The sequence below is a fragment of the Jiella flava genome (assembly GCF_017349315.1).
GTDB classification, from domain to species: Bacteria; Pseudomonadota; Alphaproteobacteria; order Rhizobiales; family Rhizobiaceae; genus Jiella; species Jiella flava.
The window spans coordinates 44,598-62,312 of the sequence record NZ_JAFMPP010000011.1 but is presented as its reverse complement, the minus strand read 5'-3'; the positions used below and the strand labels follow the sequence as shown (position 1 = coordinate 62,312).

Genomic DNA, 17,715 nt, shown 5'->3' with positions numbered 1-17,715 from the left:
TCAGCCTTCACCATTGACGAAGGCCATGTCGGCGCCCGTCAGAGGAACGTCGCGCAAAGTGCGCATAACGGGAAAATTCTCGTTTTCTTCAGCGGTCTGGACGAGTTCGATCGAGACCGTGAACCGCTCTTTCAGGGCCGTGATGATCGCATCGACCAGCACCTCCGGCGCCGAGGCACCGGCCGACATGCCGACCACGCAATCTTTAGTTCCGAGCACGTCGAAGGGAATGTCCTGCGGGCCCTGGACGAGCACGCCGCGGGTCGAGCCGGCCCGCTCGGCAACTTCGACGAGACGCTTGGAATTGGAGGAATTCGGCGCGCCGACGATCAGGAACAGATCGCTGCCTGGCGCCGACGCCTTGACCGCCTCCTGGCGGTTGGTGGTGGCGTAGCAGATCGATTCCGACGACGGCGCCACCATCTGAGGAAACTTGGCCTGAAGGGCGGCGACGATGGCGGCGGTGTCATCAAGCGACAGGGTGGTCTGGGTCACGAAGCCGAGGGCGGCCGGATCGGCCGGATCGAAGGCGGCAACGTCGTCCACCGTCTCGATCAGGCTGACCGTTCCAGGTTGCAGCTGGCCCATGGTGCCGATCACCTCCGGATGGCCGCGATGACCGATCAGGATGACGTGGCGGCCGCGCTTGACGTGCAGGATCGCCTGCTTGTGGACCTTCGAGACCAGCGGGCAGGTGGCGTCGAGATAGAGCATCGCGCGCTCGGCCGCCGCCGCCGGCACCGACTTCGGCACGCCATGGGCGGAAAACACCACCGGCTGGCCGTCATCGGGAATCTCATCGAGCTCCTTGACGAACACCGCGCCCATGTCGCGCAGACCATCGACGACGTAGCGATTGTGAACGATCTCGTGCCGGACATAGACCGGCGCGCCGTATTTCTTCAGCGCCAGAACGACGATCTGGATCGCCCGGTCGACGCCGGCGCAAAAGCCGCGCGGGTCGCAGAGGCGCAATGTCAGCGTCGGCTTGGAAGCGATGGCGGACACGAAATCTCCTCGGGCTCAAAAAAGCGCCCTGCGCCCGGACGCAGGCACACAGACCGCTCTCACTCATCGATTCCGAGCCCCATGCTCTGCCGAAGATCGATCCCGATCTTCGGGCCGATGCACGCGGCCGGGACGGGCCGGAGCGCGTCGGAATCGTGCGCCGAATGAAGGCATCCGCCCCGGCTCTGTCAAGCGCGGCGGCGATATCGCCGCATCACCATCGACCCGGTCATGACGACGAGAACAACGCCGATGCCGTACCAGGTGATGGCATATTGCAGGTGATCGTTGGGCAGCGAAACGATGGTGGTGCCGCCGACCGGCCAGCCGCCCTTGGCCCGGCCCGGCCCGGCATCGACGATGAAGGGCAACAGCCTGGCGTTGCCGTTAAGAGCCAGACCGCCGGCCATCGCCGCCAGATCCCGCCAGAAGAACAGGCGCTTGTTCGGCTCGTTGTTTGGGGTGAAATAGCCAGGCTTCACCGTCGGCGGCACGCGGGCAAGACCGGTCACGGTCACCGTGCCGGTCGGCTGGCCGGCGCGGCGCCGGGCCGGATCGCGCAGTTCGTAGGGCACGAAGCCGCGATTGACGAAGATCAGATCGCCATTTGCGAGCAGCAGCGGCGTATAGACGTTCCAGCCCGCCTGGCCCTCGAAGGTCGAGAGGAAATAGCGCTCCGCACCGTTGAGAAAGCGGCCGGTGACGTATACCGGCGTATATTCGATCGACTGGCCGGCCTCGGAGCGCGCAAGCAGCGTCTCAAGGTCAACGGGCGGGGCATGGATCCGGTGGTCGATCTCGGCGAGCAGCCCTTCTTTCCAATGCAGTCGTTCGACCTGCCAGGTTCCGAGCCCGAACAAGATGGCGATGCCGAGGAGGCAGAGAGCGAGCGCGACGCGAAAACGCGCCGGGCTCATCGGGCTTCCCGCCGGCTCGCTCGTGTCAGCGGTCGCGGCCGGCGCTCCGGCCACCAGCGTCGACCTTTCCTCGGTGCTCATCTCACCGGCCCTCTTCGCCGGGCTCGTCCAGCCGACCTTCGGCGGCGCGGTTGCGATATTGCAGGCCGATCATCGTGCCCTTGAGGATGCGTAAGAGCGGCAGGCAGAGGATCAGGGTCAACGGCACCCACAGGATGAAATGCACCCACAAGGGCGGCGAAACGGTGACTTCCAGCCACAGCGCCAAGCCGCAAACGATGAAGCCGATAATCAGGATGACAAACACCGCGGGCCCGTCACCGGCATCGGCGAAATCATAGTCGAGGCCGCAATGGGCGCAGCGTTGTTCGAGGCTTAAAAAACCCTTGAACAGCCGGCCTTCGCCGCAACGCGGACAGCGGCCGCGGGTCGCCGCCCGCACCGGATCGGCCTTGGCGTGGAGGGCACTGTCCTCGGCCATTAAAGACTTCCTTCCGAAAATGGCGGGGGCGGCACGGCCAAGCCGCGCCGCCCCGATATCGTCCGCCTCGACGCAGCCTTTCCCTCCCGGGCGTCAGACGCTTGGCCCCGTCTCGGTCAGGCGGCGTAGACCGGCGCGCCCCATCCGCCCCAGACATAGATGCAGAAGAACAGGAACAGCCACACGACATCGACGAAATGCCAATACCAGGCCGCCGCCTCGAAGCCGAAATGCTTCTCGGGGGTGAACTGCCCCTTCAGCGCGCGGATCAGGCAGACGGTCAGGAAGATCGTGCCGATCATCACGTGGAAGCCGTGAAAGCCCGTCGCCATGAAGAAGGTCGAGCCGTAGATCGAGCCCGAAAAGGCGAACGGCGCATGGGCATATTCGAAATACTGCACATAGGAGAAGATCATGCCGAGCACGATGGTGATGGCGAGGCCGAGCTTGAAGCTCTTGCGATCGTTGTGCAGCAGCGCGTGATGGGCCCAGGTGACCGTCGTGCCGGACAGAAGCAGGGTGATGGTGTTGAACAGCGGCAGGTGCAGCGGATCGAGCACCTCGATGCCGACCGGCGGCCACTGCCCGCCCAGAACCTGCACACGCTCGGCCTGCACCGCCTCGTTGGGAAACAGGCTGGCATCGAAGAATGCCCAGAACCAGGCGACGAAGAACATCACCTCCGAGGCGATGAACATGATCATGCCGTAGCGCAGATGCAGCGAAACGACGCGGGTATGCGCGCCCTCTTGGCCTTCGCGCACCGTGTCCGACCACCACGCGAACATCACGTAGAGCACGATCGCGAGACCGAGGAAGAACAGCCACGGATGGGCAAGATTGATTCCGAAGAGGTCGAATTCCAGGCCGCTGTGCCAGCGCATCCAGCCGACCGCGCCGATCATCATGATCATCGCGCCGAGCGAACCGATAAACGGCCAGGGGCTCGGATCGATGATGTGGTAGTCGTGTTTCTTGACGTGCGCGTCCGCCATGGCTCTCCCAGATCCTTCCCTATCGGAACGAAAGACGATCACACGCTCCCCCGCTCCCAACTCTTATGCGTCTTCCCATCATGCCGCTGGGATCGTCAGCAACGATCCGCCGGCACGCATCCGCGCCCACGCAGCTCTACATTACCGAACGGAGAGACTCTGGCAATCTCCCAGGCCAGAGCTTTTCATCCGCATCATGATATCGCGCCCCTCCAAAGGCGCTCTGGGGCCCGGCCCGGTGCCGAGACCGTCACCGGTTGCGGCCATCGCCATGCGTCATTCAGCCCGACGATACGTCAGGCTCAACTATCCGTGCCCTTTTTCTGCTTCCGCGGCGCCGTCGGCGCCGCCACCACCGGAGCGGGGTTGTCGACCGGGAAAAAGGTATAAGAGAGGGTGATGCTTGGCAGCTCTTTCAGTTCCTCCGACTCGGTCATCTTCGGATCGACATAGAAGATGATTTGCATGTCGGTCTTCTCGCCGGGCTTCAGCGTCTGGCTGGAAAAGCAGAAGCAGGCGATCTTGTTGAAGTAGAGCCCGGCCGCGTCGGGCGTGACGTTGAAGATCGCCTGGCCGGTCAGCGTTTTGTCCGACTTGTTCTCGACGTGATAGCTGACCGTCGCCTGTTCGCCGAGATGCACGCGGACCTCGCGCTGGTTCGGCCGGAACGTCCAGGGCAAGCCCTCGGCGACATTGCCGTCGAAGCGGACCGTGACCTCTTTGTCGCTGATCGTCTTCGGCGCAACCCGGGCCCGCTGGGTCGTGCCACCATAGCCGGTCACCTGACAGAACAGCTGGTAGAGCGGGACAGAGGCGAAGGCCGCCCCGACCATGCCGGCCGCAAACGCGCCGCAGGCGATGGCGATGACGAGTCCGGTACGTTTGGAGGCGCGGATCTTGTTTTCTGTGACGTTCTGGTCGTCGCTCATGAGGCCATCTTCGCGATCGTGACAAGGTAGAAGATGATGACGAGCGCGACGAGAACGACTCCGATCGCGATCGAGCGATTGCGGCGCGCCCGCGCTTCAGCCTCGGTCAGTCTGACGCGATCCTGTCGTTCCAACGTCACCCTCCGCGAACCATGAATGCCGTGATGCCCGCGTCGACGAGCAGCATCGTAAAAAGTCCGAAGAGATAGAGGATCGAAAAAACGAACAGGCGCTTGGCCGGGATCATCTCGTCATCGCCGTCGGCCATCTTCAGCACCTGATAGGCGTGGCGCAGGAAATTGAGGCCGAGAAGGATCGAGACGACGCCATAGGCCGGCCCGGCATAGCCGAGGACATAAGGCGCGACGCCGATCGGCGCCAGGACGAGCGAATAGAGGAAAATCTGGTTCCGCGTCGCGCGCTCGCCGGCAACGTTCGGCAGCATCGGCACGTTGGCGCTGCCGTAATCGCGCAGCTTGAACAGAGCCAACGACCAGAAATGCGGCGGCGTCCAGAGGAAGATGATCAGAAAGAGGATCGTGCTTTCGACCGTCACACTGCCGGTCGCGGCGGCATAGCCGATCATCGGCGGAAAGGCGCCGGCGGCCCCGCCGATGACAATATTCTGAGGCGTCGCGCGCTTCAGCCCCATCGTATAGATCACCGCGTAAAAGAAGATGGTGAAGGCGAGGAAGGCGGCCGCGAACCAGTTTGCGGCGAGGCCGAGCAGGCAGACCGACAGAAGCGACAGCGCCAGGCCGAAGGCGAGCGCCGCCTCGCCACTGACACGACCGGTCGGCACCGGGCGCGCGGCGGTCCGGGTCATCAGCGCGTCGATATCGGCGTCGTACCACATGTTCAAAGCGCCGGCGGCGCCGGCACCGATGGCGATCGCGAGGATCGAAATCGCCGCCAGAAGCGGATGCATGTGGACCGGCGCGACGACGAGGCCGGTCACGGCCGTCAGCACCACCAGCGACATCACGCGCGGCTTCAGGAGGGAGACGAAATCTCTCGGCTCCGACAGGCTGATCGCCTCGCGCGGGGTAGCGGCAACAGGCTGGGCGTCGACTAGCGTCACTTCATACCTCGATCATCGGGCATTCGGGATCGGTCGTCGTGCTATCGCGTCGACCGTTGCCGGCATTTTCTTCACATTAGCGAGCATCCGCCCGGTGGCCTCGCCCGTTTCGCCACCCGATTGACGCAAATCGCGCCGCCGGCCGGGATGGGACGACGCGTGACCGGCCGGCCCATCATCGATGGCTGTGCCACCGGATCGGAGCGAATTCAAGTCGACGCGCCGCTGGCCCCCGCATGCGCGGCCAAGGGCACGCCGGCCGCCCCGCTGGCGCCGATCACCGGATACGCGGCAGCTCTTCCCACTGGTGGAACGGCGGCGGCGAGGGCAACTGCCATTCGAGGGTGGTCGCTCCCTCGCCCCACGGATTGGCACCGGCGACGCGCTTCTTCGAAAAGGCCTCCCAAACCCCGTAAAGGAAGACCAGCACGGCAACGCCGGAAATATAGGACCCGATCGAGGAGACGAAGTTCCAGCCGGCGAAGGCGTCGGGATAGTCGACATAGCGGCGCGGCATGCCGGCGGCGCCGAGGAAGTGCTGCGGGAAGAAGATGATGTTCACACCGATGAAGGTCATCCAGAAGTGAATCTGGCCGATCCGCTCGTTGTACATGTAGCCCGTCATCTTCGGGAACCAGTAATACCACGCGGCGAAGATCGCGAAGACCGCACCAAGCGACAGGACGTAGTGGAAATGGGCGACGACGTAATAGGTGTCGTGCAGCACCCGGTCCATGCCGGCATTGGCGAGCTTGACGCCCGTGACACCGCCGACGGTGAACAGGAAGATGAAGCCGACAGCCCACAGCATCGGCACCCGGAAGCTGATCGAGCCGCCCCACATGGTGGCGATCCAAGAGAAGATCTTGATGCCGGTCGGGATGGCGATCACCATCGTCGCGAAGACGAAGTAGCGCTGGGTGTTGAGCGACAGGCCGGTGGTGTACATGTGGTGCGCCCACACGACGAAGCCGACGACGCCGATCGCCACCATCGCGTAGGCCATGCCGAGATAACCGAAGACCGGCTTCTTGGAGAAGGTCGAGATGATGTGGCTGATGATGCCGAAGGCCGGCAGGATCAGGATGTACACCTCCGGGTGACCGAAGAACCAGAACAAGTGCTGGAACAGGATCGGATCCCCGCCGCCGGCCGGCGCGAAGAAGGTCGTACCGAAATTGCGGTCGGTGAGCAGCATGGTGATCGCGCCGGCGAGCACCGGCAGCGACAACAACAGCAGGAACGCCGTCACCAGCACCGACCAGGCAAACAGCGGCATCTTGTGAAGCGTCATGCCCGGCGCGCGCATGTTGAGGATGGTGGTGATGAAGTTGATCGCGCCGAGGATCGACGAGGCGCCGGCGATGTGCAGCGAGAAGATCGCCAGATCGACGGCGGGGCCGGGATGGCCGGTGGTCGACAGCGGCGGATACATGGTCCAGCCGGTGCCGGCCCCGGTCGAGCCCGGCGCGCCCTCGACGAACATCGACAGGATCAACAGCGGGAAGGCCGCGGCGAGCAGCCAGAAGGAGATGTTGTTCAGCCGCGGAAACGCCATGTCAGGCGCGCCGATCATGATCGGCACCATCCAGTTGGCGAAGCCGCCGATCAGTGCCGGCATGACCATGAAGAAGATCATGATCAGTCCGTGACCGGTGGTGAAGACGTTATACATCTGCGGATTGGAGAAGATCTGGAGCCCGGGCTCCTGCAGCTCCATGCGCATCGCCACCGACAGCGCGCCGCCGACGATGCCGGCGCAGATCGCGAAGATCAGATAGAGCGTTCCGATGTCTTTGTGGTTGGTGGAATAGACCCAGCGCGTCCAGCCGCGCGGCTTGTGGTCGTCATGGGCCTCGTGGGCGGCGCCATATGCCATGATCGTGTCCTCTCTCCCCCGGAATTGTCAGCGCGCGGCGACTTTGGCGCCGTCGGCAGCCTTGACCGCGGCGGTCAACTGCTTGTTGGCGTTGTCGAGATCGCTGCCGGCAGCCTTGTACCAATTGGCGAACTGCTGTTTCGAGACGACGCGCAGCGCGATCGGCATATTGGCATGGTTCTGACCGCAAAGCTCCGAGCACTGGCCGTAGAAAATGCCCTCGCGGTTCGCCTCGAACCAATATTCGTTCAGTCGTCCCGGCACCGCATCGACCTTCACGCCCATCGACGGCAGGGCGAAGGAGTGGATCACGTCGCCCGAGGTCGACAGGATGCGCACCACGGTGTCGATCGGCACGACCAGCTCGTTGTCGACGGCCAGAAGCCGCGGATATTCCTTCAGGCTGCCCTTGGCCTCGGCGGCGGCATCCTGATCGGCAACGGAATCGGTCAGCTGCGCCAGCGGATAGGAATCGAAGGATACCGGCTGTTCCTTGGCTTCCTGCGACTGGCTGACCGGCTGATATTCGTAATTCCAGTACCACTGATAGCCGGTCGCCTTGACTGTCAGTTCCGGCTCGCGCGGCGGATTGTATTGGGCGGTCAAAAGCTGGAACGACGGCACCGCGATGAACAACAGGATGATGACCGGCGCGATCGTCCAGATCACCTCGATCGTCGTGTTGTGGCTGGTGCGCGACGGCGTCGGATTCACCGAGGCGCGATACTTGTAGATGCACCAGCCCAGGAGGCCGGCGACGAGAATGACGATCGGAACGATGAAGGCCAGCGTATAGTCGCTAAACCAATGGATCTGCGCCTCGATCGGCGACAGCGCCTCCTGCAGAGTGATTTGCCAGTCATGCGGCTGGCCCGGCAAGACCGCGCCCTTGTCCTGCGCCATCGCGGCACCCGCCGACGCGAGCAGCGCCGCCGCGGCAGTGGTGGATCGTCTCACTCGCCTGTTCTCCCTCGACATGGACGCCGGAAGCCGAATCATTTGCCGCACGCGCTGCCCCGATGGCCGCCACCTGCGGTGAATCGCTACCAGTCCCAGTGCCCCCCAGGGAAACTTCAAACCATGAAACCCGTTCGCTCGCAACTCCTTATGCAGGTCGGTCGCTTGCGGCAATTTTACCGGGGAAAGACAGAAAGACGAGCGTTTTCAGCAACAGGTGGGGCATTTGCGGGTCTGCTGCCATGGCCGCAGCGGCCTTGGCCAAAGCTTTCAACCGGGGCGTTTGGCCAAGGCATTTGGCCCGGACTTTCGGTCGCCATCGCGCCATCGTATGTTGGCCGCGATCGAGAATGACGCTAGTGGTCCGATTCAGGCATTTGATTCAACGCACGGCTCCGACTGGGACTCAAATGTCAAATTCAATCCACGAGGCGATGAGCGGCCCCGTCGGCGGCAACCTCGCCCGTGAAACTGATTCGGATTTCTGCATGTTCAAAGCGCTGAGATCGCTCGCAGTCCTCGCCGCGATGGCGGCCGCTATCGCCGGCAATCCGGCTACCGCCAGTTCGGCCGCGGCGCAGGCCGCGACGACCGGAACCGTGAAATCGAAGCACGGCGCCTGGGCGGTGGTCTGCGATCACCCGGCAGGAGCAAGCAGCGAGCAATGCGCGCTGTTGCAGAACGTCGTCTCAGATAAGCGCCCCGAGATCAGCCTGTCGGTCGTCGCGTTGAAGACCGCCGACGGCAAGGCGCGGATTTTGCGGGTGCTGGCGCCGCTCGGCGTATTGCTGCCGTTGCCGGAATACGGGCTTGGCCTGATCATCGACGGCAAGAGCGTCGGGCGCACGCAGTTCACCCGCTGCTTCGCCGACGGCTGCTACGCCGAGGTGCCGCTTGACGACAACCTCCTGAAGCTTCTGGAAAACGGCAAGGAGGCGGTGTTCACCTTCTTCCAGTCGGCCGAAAAGGATGGCGGTATCGGCATCCAGGTCGATCTCAACGGCTTCAAGGACGGTTTCGAGGCGCTGAAATAGCCGCTTGAACGAAACGCCGCCGGGGGCGGGCGGGCCTGTCGGCCGGGCGGCGCTGTCGCTTCTTCCGGTCGATGCGCCGAGCCGGTCTCACGGCAGCGGCCTTGGCTGTGGTATCGACGCTCACGCGGCCCTATCTTATCTGTTTCGCTCCGCCGGCCTCGCCAGCCGGCCCCGCTCTCGTCCGCCGATCGCAGGCAACCTGTCACGCCGGGGCGCGGTCGCGAGCGGCGATCCGAATTTTGAAGGAAGCAACGCCATGTCCATGTCCCTTCTGGAGCGCTTTGACCTTTCGCGCAGCGGCGTCGAATTCCTCCTCGCCGAAACCCTTGCCGGCGCCGACGACGGCGAACTCTTCCTCGAATATCGCGAATCGGAATCGCTGGTCTTCGACAATGGCCGGCTGAAATCCGGCAACTTCTCGGTCGATCAGGGCTTCGGCCTGCGCGCCGTTGCCGGCGAGTCGGTCGGTTACGCCCATGCCGGTGACTTTTCGGCGGCTGCGTTGAAGCGGGCCGCCGATGCCGTAGCGGCAGTCAAGACCGGGCATTCCGGCACCATCGCCGAGCCGCCCGCCGGTACCAATGCCAAGCTCTATGGCGAGGAGAACCCCATCCCCTCCCCGGGCTTCGAGGCCAAGGTCAAGCTGTTGACCGCCATCGACGCCTATCTGCGGGCCAAGGGCGACGATGTCCGACAGGTCTCCGCCACCCTCGGTGCTACCTGGCAGACGGTGGAAATCCTCAGGGCCGACGGCCGGCTGGTCAAGGACGTCCGGCCGCTGGTGAGGATCAACGTTTCGGTGGTCTGCGGCAAGGACGACCGGCAGGAGACCGGCTCCTTCGGCGCCGGCGGCCGGCGCGGCTTCGGCGAATTTCTGGCCGACGGCAGCTGGCAGCAGATCGCCGACGAAGCGTTGCGGCAGGCGCGGGTCAATCTTGAGGCGGTTCCGGCGCCGGCCGGCAGCTTCGACATCGTGCTCGGCGCCGGCTGGCCGGGCGTGATGCTGCACGAGGCCGTCGGCCACGGGCTGGAGGGCGACTTCAACCGCAAGAAGACCTCGGCCTTTGCCGGGCTGATGGGGCAGCAGGTGGCGGCCAAGGGCGTCACCGTCGTCGACGACGGCACCATCGCCGAACGGCGCGGCTCGCTGACCATCGACGACGAAGGCACGCCGACCAACCGCACCGTGCTGATCGAGGACGGCAAGCTCGTCGGCTATATGCAGGACCGGCAGAACGCCCGGCTGATGGGCATGCGCGCCACCGGCAACGGCCGGCGCCAGTCCTATGCCCATGTGCCGATGCCGCGCATGACCAACACGATGATGCTGAACGGTCCGCACAGCAAAGAGGAGATCATCGCCTCGGTGAAGGACGGGATCTATGCCGTGTCCTTCGGCGGCGGGCAGGTCGATATCACCAGCGGCAAATTCGTTTTCGGCTGCACCGAGGCCTATCGGATCCGCAACGGCCAGGTCGCCGAGCCGTTGAAGGGCGCGATGCTGATCGGCAACGGCCCGGAGGCGATGCATCGGGTCTCGATGGTCGGCAACGACGTCGCCCTCGACACCGGCATCGGCATGTGCGGCAAGCAGGGCCAAGGCGTGCCCGTCGGCGTCGGCCAGCCGCATCTGCGCATGGATCAGGTCACGGTCGGCGGCACCGAGGCGGCATGAGCGCACGCGGCGCGTCCGGTCAGGCGATCGCGACCGCCCGAAATCCGCCTTGACGTTTCCATCGCCAAATCGAGGTTCCTGCGGAGGAACGTGCATTGGACAGCCAGGTTTTCAAAGCGGCGTTCTTGGATATCAGAGCGCCCTGCGTCCGACAGGACGCAGGGCGCTCTTCCTCTTTAAATTGACGCATCGGCCGCCGGCACTTGAAATTCAAGGGTCGAGCGCCAGTCGGCTTTCGTTCCCCGCCACCGCCACCTGCCGGTGATCGGGGAAAATCATCGATCCGTCAGCTACGTTTGACGCTGGCCTGGCAGGCCGTTGCATCGACCTTTGTCACTTGGCCATTGCTTCCGACAGTGACGGCTGCGCTCATCGCGGCGGCGAGGTCAAGCCGGGCCCATCCCGCAGCATGAGAGTCAAGCGGCCCAGCCGTGGTGGACGCGGTCATGGCCAGGACGGCGCGGCGCTGCTTGTCCGTCAGCGACGGGTATGTCGTCAGCAGCAGGTTTTCCGCCCCCGCGGGAACCTCGAACTTGGCCGTCTTGGTCGCGGCGGGGATACCGTAGGTGAGCCGTTCCTTATAGACGCGAAGGGCCGAGGCGCAGTCAGAGACCGTCTGGTCGCTCCCCCCGGGCATCTTCTCACCACCATAGGGATTGTTGGTGTAGTTCTTTTGCTCGGCGACGAGTTGCGCGACCGTCTTGCCGGTCTTCTCCTGAATATAGCTCAAGAGTTCTTGCCTTGCCGGCAACAGGACCGTCTTGCGGAATTCCGGGTCAGACCACCGATAGGCGATGCCGGCTTCCGCGATGATGCGGCCACCGATCACGTCCAGCGGATAATGAACGCCGAGCACCACGCGGGCATTTCCCGATTCAGACGCACGCGCAAGGATATATGGAGCCACTTCGGGAAGGAGTGTCGCGAGCGTGATACCGACATTATAAGCGTCGGCCGTATGCCCGGAGGGGAACGAAGGCTCACTGCACATGTCCCAATCGCCGTATTCGGCGTCGAGCTTGATGCTCGGCTTTCCGAATTCGCCCGAGGTGTCGTCCTGCGTGGCCAACCGCTTGATTTTCAGATTACCGGTCGCAGTGGCCCAGGGCTCGCCCTTGCGGAAGGAGGCGAGGTCTCGCGCATTGATGTTCGCCGGATTGCAAGCCGGCGCGTCGCCAGCGGTCGGCGCCGTATTGGCGTCGGTGGGAACGAAAGGCCGGGGGTAGAAATAGGTATCCTTGGCGAGCGTAAGGTCTTTACCGTAGTCGCCTGTATCGAGGAAGGCTCCATCGAGACCGTCGTCGATATTCAGGAGTTTTGCGTTGAGCGGGAGTTCGTTCTTCAGACGGCCGGCGAGATAGACCTTGCCGAGCTCTTGTCCAAGACCGTCATACTCGGTCATGGAGGCGTCGTCCCAAGCGTCTTCCTGGGCGGCCTGCAATGCACGCGTCTGCTCAGCCGCGGTCGCGTGATTATTGATCCAAACCGCTAGCTCATCATTCTTGCGTAGCACGTCGCGGCCAATGGCGGTCGCATGTCCCTGAAAGAGTTGACCACTGATGATGTTCGCAGCCGCCTCGGTCTGCGCAACGATGTTTTCTCCAGTAGTCACCCAAAAATCAGTGAATCCAACCACCAACTCGCGGGGCGACGGCTCAGCTTGCGCCGCGGCTGCGTTTGCCGTCTGGGCGGAGACCCCGCACACAGGAGCTAATGACGCAGCAATTGCAATTACCCGGATTATATTCCGATTTATACTCATAAAATCCTCTCAGTTTCCGTAATTGCACAGCGTCTTAACGCCATTTCAGTGACGTATTAAAGACTCGCGCAGGCCGATATGCATTATGCGTCGCAAAAAACTTGGTCAAGCAACCTGTATTTGGTTCATAAAAGTGTAATTTCTGTTATAATTGTATGTCCGCGGAATTGTGATTCCGAAAATTCGAATGAACATCGCCCCTTGCATCTTATGAACATTGAGTTTCTGGCGAAGATGAGCCAAGTGCATGGACACGCGCCATTATGCGCTCTCACTCGCTGGCGAGCAGGCAGCATCGTCCAAGCCCTTTTGCGTGGCCTTGATCGCGCTTCCGGCCTGGAGAGAGGGATGGTCGGGTCGGTCGCGTCCTAATCCCGCCCTGTCTCGGAGAGCACCGCGTATCTTTCAGGACGCCCGAGGGATGCTCTAAGGTCTTGATTTTTAGCATCATACGTCGCCAAAAATCGGAAGCGATTTCCAGGCCGGTGCGTCCAATCAACAAGATCGCGTGCCCTTGGTGCGTTCTATCGGACGCACGGCGCGCGAGACGATGGGCGACGCAAGCGACGGCGCGGCGGGTTCAGCAAAGACGGCGCCAAGCACGGCCTCAAGGCAGCCGTGCGATCCGCTCGGTCAGCAGCGCATAGAAGCGATCGGCGTCGCCCGAGCGGATCCAAAGCGCGTTTTTCGGCCGGTTGGTGACGCCCCAATAATCGGCGACGGTCATGCCGCGGGTCAGCGGGCTGCTGGTCTCGATCTCGACATTGATCGTCCGCCCTTTGAAGATCGACGGATCGAGGACAAAGGCGGTGACGCAGGGGTCGTGCAGCGGTGCGCCTTCCCAGTTGTATTTCTCGACGTCGAAGCGCTCGGAAAAGGACAGCATCGCCGCGACCGCCTCACCGGCCTTGTTGCCGATCGCCTTGAAGGCGGCAATGCGTTCCCGGGTCGAGAGCATCTGGTGGGTGACGTCGAGCGGCAGGACGGTGAGCGCGACGCCGGAGCAAAACACCATCGCGGCGGCTTCCGGATCGACATAGATATTGAATTCCGCCGTCGGGGTGATGTTGCCACCCTGGAAATAGCCGCCACCCATCAGCACGAGTTCTTTCAGCCGCGTGGCGATGTCCGGCGCCTTGGCGAAGGCCAGCGCGACATTGGTGAGCGGCCCGAGGGCGAGCAGCGTCACCGTGCCGGGCGCCCGCGCCCGAACCGTCTCGATCAGGAAGTCGACGCCGTGCCCGTCCGCCGGCCTGGTCTGCGGCTCGGGCAGATCGGGCCCGTCGAGCCCGGTTTGACCGTGCACATGTTCGGCGGTGACGAGCGCGCGGCTTAGGGGGCGGTCACAGCCGGCAGAGACCGGAACGTCGGTCCGGCCGGCCAGCTCGACCAGCTTCAGGGCGTTCTTCGTGGTCAGCGCCAGGGGAATGTTGCCGGCCACCGTCACAATGCCGAGCACATCGAGTTCAGGCGAGGCGAGCGCCGTCAAAATTGCGATCGCATCGTCCTGACCCGGATCGGTGTCGAAAATGACCGCGCGTTGATCCATGGGGTTCGATCTCCGTTTGAGGTGGTGAACGCACACAATCGAGCGCCGCCACCGGCATTTTTGCGCCTGCTATGCCAAGTTTCAGCGGGCTTTGCCATGGCATTGACCGGATATCGGGATTCATGTGCAATCTGCCGTATCGGAAGTCAGGATCGCGTAATCGACACTCATAAAGAGAAGACAAAATTTTAAACACTGATAGATTGTATTATCCATTGAGGAATGATGCCCCATGACACTCGAAGACTGGCATCTCGGCGAGGGTGACAGCTTTCAGGACCGCCAACTCGCTGCCGAGTATGTCCCGATCCTGAAAGCCCATTTTAAGGACGACGAGCCCGATCGCATCGAACGCCTGCGCCGCACCTATGCGATGGCGCAGAATCTGTTTCTGATGGTCGAAGGCCGCCGGCTGCCGCGACGCGTCGTCATCGCTATGCAGGATCACAAGGGCTGCTTAGCCGTCACCTTCATCGACGAGTCGTGGAAGCGGTTCCTCGAACCGTTCTTTCGCCTCGCCTGGCGTTCGGAGGGCGAAGCCGCCGAACGCGTCAGCCTTGCCGTTCGGCAATAGGTGGCCGATGCTGTCACGCGCAGCGCGGCAAAATAGTTCACTTCGGTGCATTTATCATCGCAAATGTGATTGTTCATGATAAAACCGTGCACGTTCCGCGGACACTCGGTCGACCCACCGAGTGGCCGTCGCACTGCCAACCCTGAAGGTCAGCGAGTGATCGCACCATGTCGGACAGAGACACCTTCTTCATCAAGGAGCTCGCGGCTGAGTTCGGCCTGACCCTGCGCACCTTGCGCTTTTACGAGGAGCGGGGGCTGATCCGCCCGACTCGCCTCGGCTCGATGCGCATCTATTCCCGCGAGGATCGCGATCGCCTGAAGCTGATCGCCCGATTTGCCACGCTCGGCTTTCCGCTGACCGAGGTGAAGCAGATCGTCGATCTTCACGAAATGCCGGGGGACCGTCCCGAATGTTGGGTCGCCCTGAAATCGCGCCTGGTGTCGCAGCGCCAGATCCTGCGTGAGCAGAGCCAGGAGCTCGAGCGGATGATGCGGCTGATGGAGAAGACGCTGACGGAACTGGACGGCAAACTCGCGGCGCAGCGCTGCCCGGACTTGACCGAGAGCGACTGAGAGCCGCGGCGGCCCCAGGCGCTACTGCTGAATCTCTTCCGGCACGTCGTTTTCTTCCCGGACAGGCACCGCCCAGGAGGCTTCGATCGAAGGCAGCCCGCGGGTGATGTCGTGGCCGACGAAATGCTCCCAGCCGAAGGCGCGGGCCCGGACCGTCTGCGGAAACGGATCGCGCGGCGCCGCCGATGGCGCGATGCCGAGCATCGGCACGATCCGCTTGATCACCCCACCGGCGACCGGCACTGCGTTCCAGCCCGAGGCGCGAAAGCCATAGGTCTCTTTCAGCGCCTTCGGCTCGTCGAGCATCACAAGGAAGAGATAGCGGGGTTTTTCGGCCGGCACGACACCCATGAAGGAGGTCAGCACCTTGTCCTTGGAGTAGCGGCCCCCGACCACCTTTTCCGCCGTTCCGGTCTTGCCGCCCATGTAGTAGCCCGGCACTTCCGCCTTGCGGGCCGAGCCCGCCTCGGCGTTGAGACGCATCATGTAGCGCAGGGCCTCGCCCGTCTGATCGGAGACGAGATGCTGGCCCAAGAGGCGCGGTGCGACCTCCCTGCCCTTGATGAAGGTCGGGCGGATGAGATTACCGCCATTCACAAGAGCCGCGACCGCCATCGAGGCCTGCAGCGGCGTGACGGCGAGACCGTGGCCGAAGGAGATCGTTGCCGTATTGAGGATCTGCCAGTTCCTGGGAAGAATGGGGCTGGCGCTTTCCGGCAGCTCGGTGGTCAGGCGGTCGAGTTGGCCGAACCGCTTCAGGAACCGCCGCTGGCTGTCAATTCCGATCTGCGTCGCCATCCGGGCCATCGCGATATTCGACGAGTAGATGAACGCCTCCGGCATCGACAGCGGCCGGTTCTCGGCATGAAAGTCGTGGATCCGGAAGCGACCGAACTGCAGCGGCCGGCTGGCGTCGAGCACCGAATGAACGTTGAATTGCCCGGACTCCAGCGCCAGGGCGGTGTTCAGCGCCTTGAAGGTCGAGCCCATCTCATAGACGCCGACATTGATCCGGTTGATGCGATCCGACTTCAACGCGTCGGCCGGCTGGTTTGGATCGAAGTCCGGCAGCGAGGCGAGCGCGATCACCTCGCCATTGGTGACGTCGAGGACAAGGCCGGAGGCCGCGATGGCGCTGAACTTGTCGACCGCCTTCGCCAGCTCGTCGCGCAGCGCGTGCTGGATGCGCAGGTCCATGCTGAGTTGGACCGGCTCCAGCCCCTCCCGTTTGAAGTCGATGCCGGTCTGGCGCAGATCGCCCAAGCCCTGCTGGTCGATCCACTTCTCGATGCCGGCGATGCCGCGATTGTCGACATTGACCGCACCGAGGAAATGCGCGCCATTCGTCCCGTTCGGATAAAGCCGCATGGTCTCGTCGCGAAAGCCGACGCCCGGAACACCCTGCTCGAAGATGGCCTGCCGCTCGGCCGGCGTGATCTTGCGCCGGATCCAGGTGAAACGCGCCTTTTTGTTGGACAGCTGGCGATAGAGCTTGGCGGCGTCGAGATCGGTCAGAACGCTGGTCAGCTTTTCGACCGCCTCATCGACATCGACGATGCGGCTCGGCTCGGCATAGACCGAGCCGGTCGGCAGATCGACCGCGAGCAGCGTGCCGTTGCGATCGAGGATATCCGGCCGGGCGACCGACGGGCTGAAGGCGACCGGTGCATCGTCGCCGGTTTCGCTCATGCCGAACTGGGCAAGCCGCAGGAAGATGACCGCATAGACCGCCGCGAAGGCGACGACGCCAATGATGATTCGGGAGGCATTTCGCATGATGGTCTCGTCTCGGGGCGGATCAGACAGGGCGGCTCGTCACCTGCAGGCTACTCGTCATAGGCGAGGCATGGATCGAGAATGACCCGTCTGGCGCCGACGTGACGATAGCCGCCGGCCAGCATCACGCTCTTGGCGGGATCGATCACATGCGGAGCGTAGGTCACGCAGGTCACCTCGACGCCCTTCGGATCGCACATCACGAGATAGGCCAGAGCGCCATCCCAATGACTTTCCCGCAAAGGCCCGGTGATCGTCATGCTGATTCGACCGTCGTAATCCGGCGCTTTTTCGATCCAGGCCGGCAGGCTGGCGCAGGTCGCCGGTTCATCGGCGAACCCTTCGCCGAGCCGGAATGGTCCGGCCGGATCGATGACAGGGTCTTGCGCGACCGCACTCTTGCCGCCCATCGCCAGAACAACCGCCACGCACGCGATAAGCCTCGACAGATCCATCTTTCGCCTCGTTGGGCCGCACGCCGTCGTCGTCGTCTCGTGCCAGAGATCGGACTGTCCTCGGCTTT

The 17,715-nt window shown here is 63.3% G+C and carries 17 protein-coding genes; 4 read left to right on the top strand and 13 right to left on the bottom strand.

Annotated elements, in window-relative coordinates; all coding sequences use genetic code 11:
- From ispH to coxB, 9 genes are all read right to left on the bottom strand, one after another.
- Positions 1-1,008: a 4-hydroxy-3-methylbut-2-enyl diphosphate reductase gene (ispH, locus tag J1C48_RS13105; RefSeq protein WP_207258322.1), complete on the bottom strand. Its 1,008-nt coding sequence runs from the start codon at positions 1,006-1,008 to the stop codon at positions 1-3.
- Positions 1,009-1,196: 188 nt separating this feature from the next.
- The gene (locus J1C48_RS13100) at positions 1,197-2,006 is read right to left on the bottom strand and encodes an SURF1 family protein (protein ID WP_207258321.1); all 810 of its coding nucleotides are present in this window, start codon (positions 2,004-2,006) and stop codon (positions 1,197-1,199) included.
- 1 nt (position 2,007) lies between these two features.
- Positions 2,008-2,406 carry a DUF983 domain-containing protein gene (locus J1C48_RS13095; protein ID WP_207258319.1) on the bottom strand — a complete coding sequence of 133 codons (399 nt, stop codon included), beginning with the start codon at positions 2,404-2,406 and terminating at the stop codon, positions 2,008-2,010.
- Positions 2,407-2,522: 116 nt separating this feature from the next.
- Positions 2,523-3,401, bottom strand: coding sequence for a cytochrome c oxidase subunit 3 (locus tag J1C48_RS13090; protein WP_207258317.1), 879 nt, complete (start codon positions 3,399-3,401; stop codon positions 2,523-2,525).
- 302 nt (positions 3,402-3,703) lie between these two features.
- Positions 3,704-4,330, bottom strand: a complete 627-nt coding sequence (locus tag J1C48_RS13085) for a cytochrome c oxidase assembly protein (RefSeq protein WP_207258315.1) — start codon at positions 4,328-4,330, stop codon at positions 3,704-3,706.
- A complete protein-coding gene (locus J1C48_RS13080) occupies positions 4,327-4,464 on the bottom strand; it encodes a hypothetical protein (RefSeq protein WP_207258313.1) in 138 nt (45 codons plus the stop codon). Before J1C48_RS13080 ends, J1C48_RS13085 begins: the two co-directional genes overlap by 4 nt.
- Positions 4,465-4,466: 2 nt before the next feature.
- Positions 4,467-5,411, bottom strand: coding sequence for a heme o synthase (gene cyoE, locus J1C48_RS13075; protein WP_207258312.1), 945 nt, complete (start codon positions 5,409-5,411; stop codon positions 4,467-4,469).
- 277 nt (positions 5,412-5,688) lie between these two features.
- Positions 5,689-7,290: a cytochrome c oxidase subunit I gene (gene ctaD, locus J1C48_RS13070; protein ID WP_207258310.1), complete on the bottom strand. Its 1,602-nt coding sequence runs from the start codon at positions 7,288-7,290 to the stop codon at positions 5,689-5,691.
- Between the two features lie 27 nt (positions 7,291-7,317).
- Positions 7,318-8,268 carry a cytochrome c oxidase subunit II gene (gene coxB / locus J1C48_RS13065; RefSeq protein WP_207258309.1) on the bottom strand — a complete coding sequence of 317 codons (951 nt, stop codon included), beginning with the start codon at positions 8,266-8,268 and terminating at the stop codon, positions 7,318-7,320.
- A 467-nt stretch (positions 8,269-8,735) separates the two neighbouring features.
- Between coxB and J1C48_RS13060 the strand changes: the two genes are divergently transcribed.
- Entirely contained in the window at positions 8,736-9,281 is a 546-nt protein-coding gene (locus tag J1C48_RS13060) for an invasion associated locus B family protein (RefSeq protein ID WP_207258427.1), read from the top strand.
- Positions 9,282-9,537: 256 nt separating this feature from the next.
- Positions 9,538-10,956, top strand: a complete 1,419-nt coding sequence (gene tldD / locus J1C48_RS13055; RefSeq protein WP_207258307.1) for a metalloprotease TldD — start codon at positions 9,538-9,540, stop codon at positions 10,954-10,956.
- A gap of 286 nt (positions 10,957-11,242) precedes the next feature.
- Here the strand turns inward: tldD and J1C48_RS13050 are convergent, their stop codons facing one another.
- The gene (locus J1C48_RS13050; RefSeq protein ID WP_207258305.1) at positions 11,243-12,568 is read right to left on the bottom strand and encodes a phosphatase PAP2 family protein; all 1,326 of its coding nucleotides are present in this window, start codon (positions 12,566-12,568) and stop codon (positions 11,243-11,245) included.
- Between the two features lie 757 nt (positions 12,569-13,325).
- On the bottom strand, positions 13,326-14,267 hold the full coding sequence (locus J1C48_RS13045) for a nucleoside hydrolase (RefSeq protein ID WP_207258304.1): 942 nt from the start codon (positions 14,265-14,267) through the stop codon (positions 13,326-13,328).
- A gap of 232 nt (positions 14,268-14,499) precedes the next feature.
- On the opposite strand from J1C48_RS13045, the gene J1C48_RS13040 reads away from it, so the two are divergent.
- Together J1C48_RS13040 and J1C48_RS13035 are read left to right on the top strand one after the other, a co-directional pair.
- Positions 14,500-14,841: a hypothetical protein gene (locus J1C48_RS13040; RefSeq protein ID WP_207258302.1), complete on the top strand. Its 342-nt coding sequence runs from the start codon at positions 14,500-14,502 to the stop codon at positions 14,839-14,841.
- A 167-nt stretch (positions 14,842-15,008) separates the two neighbouring features.
- Positions 15,009-15,416, top strand: coding sequence for a MerR family transcriptional regulator (locus J1C48_RS13035; protein ID WP_207258301.1), 408 nt, complete (start codon positions 15,009-15,011; stop codon positions 15,414-15,416).
- A 21-nt stretch (positions 15,417-15,437) separates the two neighbouring features.
- Here the strand turns inward: J1C48_RS13035 and J1C48_RS13030 are convergent, their stop codons facing one another.
- Positions 15,438-17,192 (bottom strand): peptidoglycan D,D-transpeptidase FtsI family protein, encoded by a 1,755-nt coding sequence (locus J1C48_RS13030; protein WP_207258299.1) that lies wholly within the window; start codon positions 17,190-17,192, stop codon positions 15,438-15,440.
- A gap of 50 nt (positions 17,193-17,242) precedes the next feature.
- Positions 17,243-17,620: a hypothetical protein gene (locus J1C48_RS13025; protein ID WP_207258298.1), complete on the bottom strand. Its 378-nt coding sequence runs from the start codon at positions 17,618-17,620 to the stop codon at positions 17,243-17,245.
- Positions 17,621-17,715: the final 95 nt, after the last annotated feature.

Excerpts from the sequence above, each read along its gene's own strand:
- J1C48_RS13095 (WP_207258319.1), bottom strand. The coding sequence starts at position 2,406 with ATGGCCGAGGACAGTGCCCTCCACGCCAAGGCCGATCCGGTGCGGGCG.
- ctaD (WP_207258310.1), bottom strand. The coding sequence starts at position 7,290 with ATGGCATATGGCGCCGCCCACGAGGCCCATGACGACCACAAGCCGCGC.
- tldD (WP_207258307.1), top strand. The coding sequence starts at position 9,538 with ATGTCCATGTCCCTTCTGGAGCGCTTTGACCTTTCGCGCAGCGGCGTC.
- J1C48_RS13060 (WP_207258427.1), top strand. The coding sequence starts at position 8,736 with ATGTTCAAAGCGCTGAGATCGCTCGCAGTCCTCGCCGCGATGGCGGCC.
- J1C48_RS13040 (WP_207258302.1), top strand. The coding sequence starts at position 14,500 with ATGACACTCGAAGACTGGCATCTCGGCGAGGGTGACAGCTTTCAGGAC.
- coxB (WP_207258309.1), bottom strand. The coding sequence starts at position 8,268 with ATGTCGAGGGAGAACAGGCGAGTGAGACGATCCACCACTGCCGCGGCG.
- J1C48_RS13090 (WP_207258317.1), bottom strand. The coding sequence starts at position 3,401 with ATGGCGGACGCGCACGTCAAGAAACACGACTACCACATCATCGATCCG.
- J1C48_RS13085 (WP_207258315.1), bottom strand. The coding sequence starts at position 4,330 with ATGAGCGACGACCAGAACGTCACAGAAAACAAGATCCGCGCCTCCAAA.
- J1C48_RS13035 (WP_207258301.1), top strand. The coding sequence starts at position 15,009 with ATGTCGGACAGAGACACCTTCTTCATCAAGGAGCTCGCGGCTGAGTTC.
- J1C48_RS13045 (WP_207258304.1), bottom strand. The coding sequence starts at position 14,267 with ATGGATCAACGCGCGGTCATTTTCGACACCGATCCGGGTCAGGACGAT.
- J1C48_RS13100 (WP_207258321.1), bottom strand. The coding sequence starts at position 2,006 with ATGAGCACCGAGGAAAGGTCGACGCTGGTGGCCGGAGCGCCGGCCGCG.
- J1C48_RS13030 (WP_207258299.1), bottom strand. The coding sequence starts at position 17,192 with ATGCGAAATGCCTCCCGAATCATCATTGGCGTCGTCGCCTTCGCGGCG.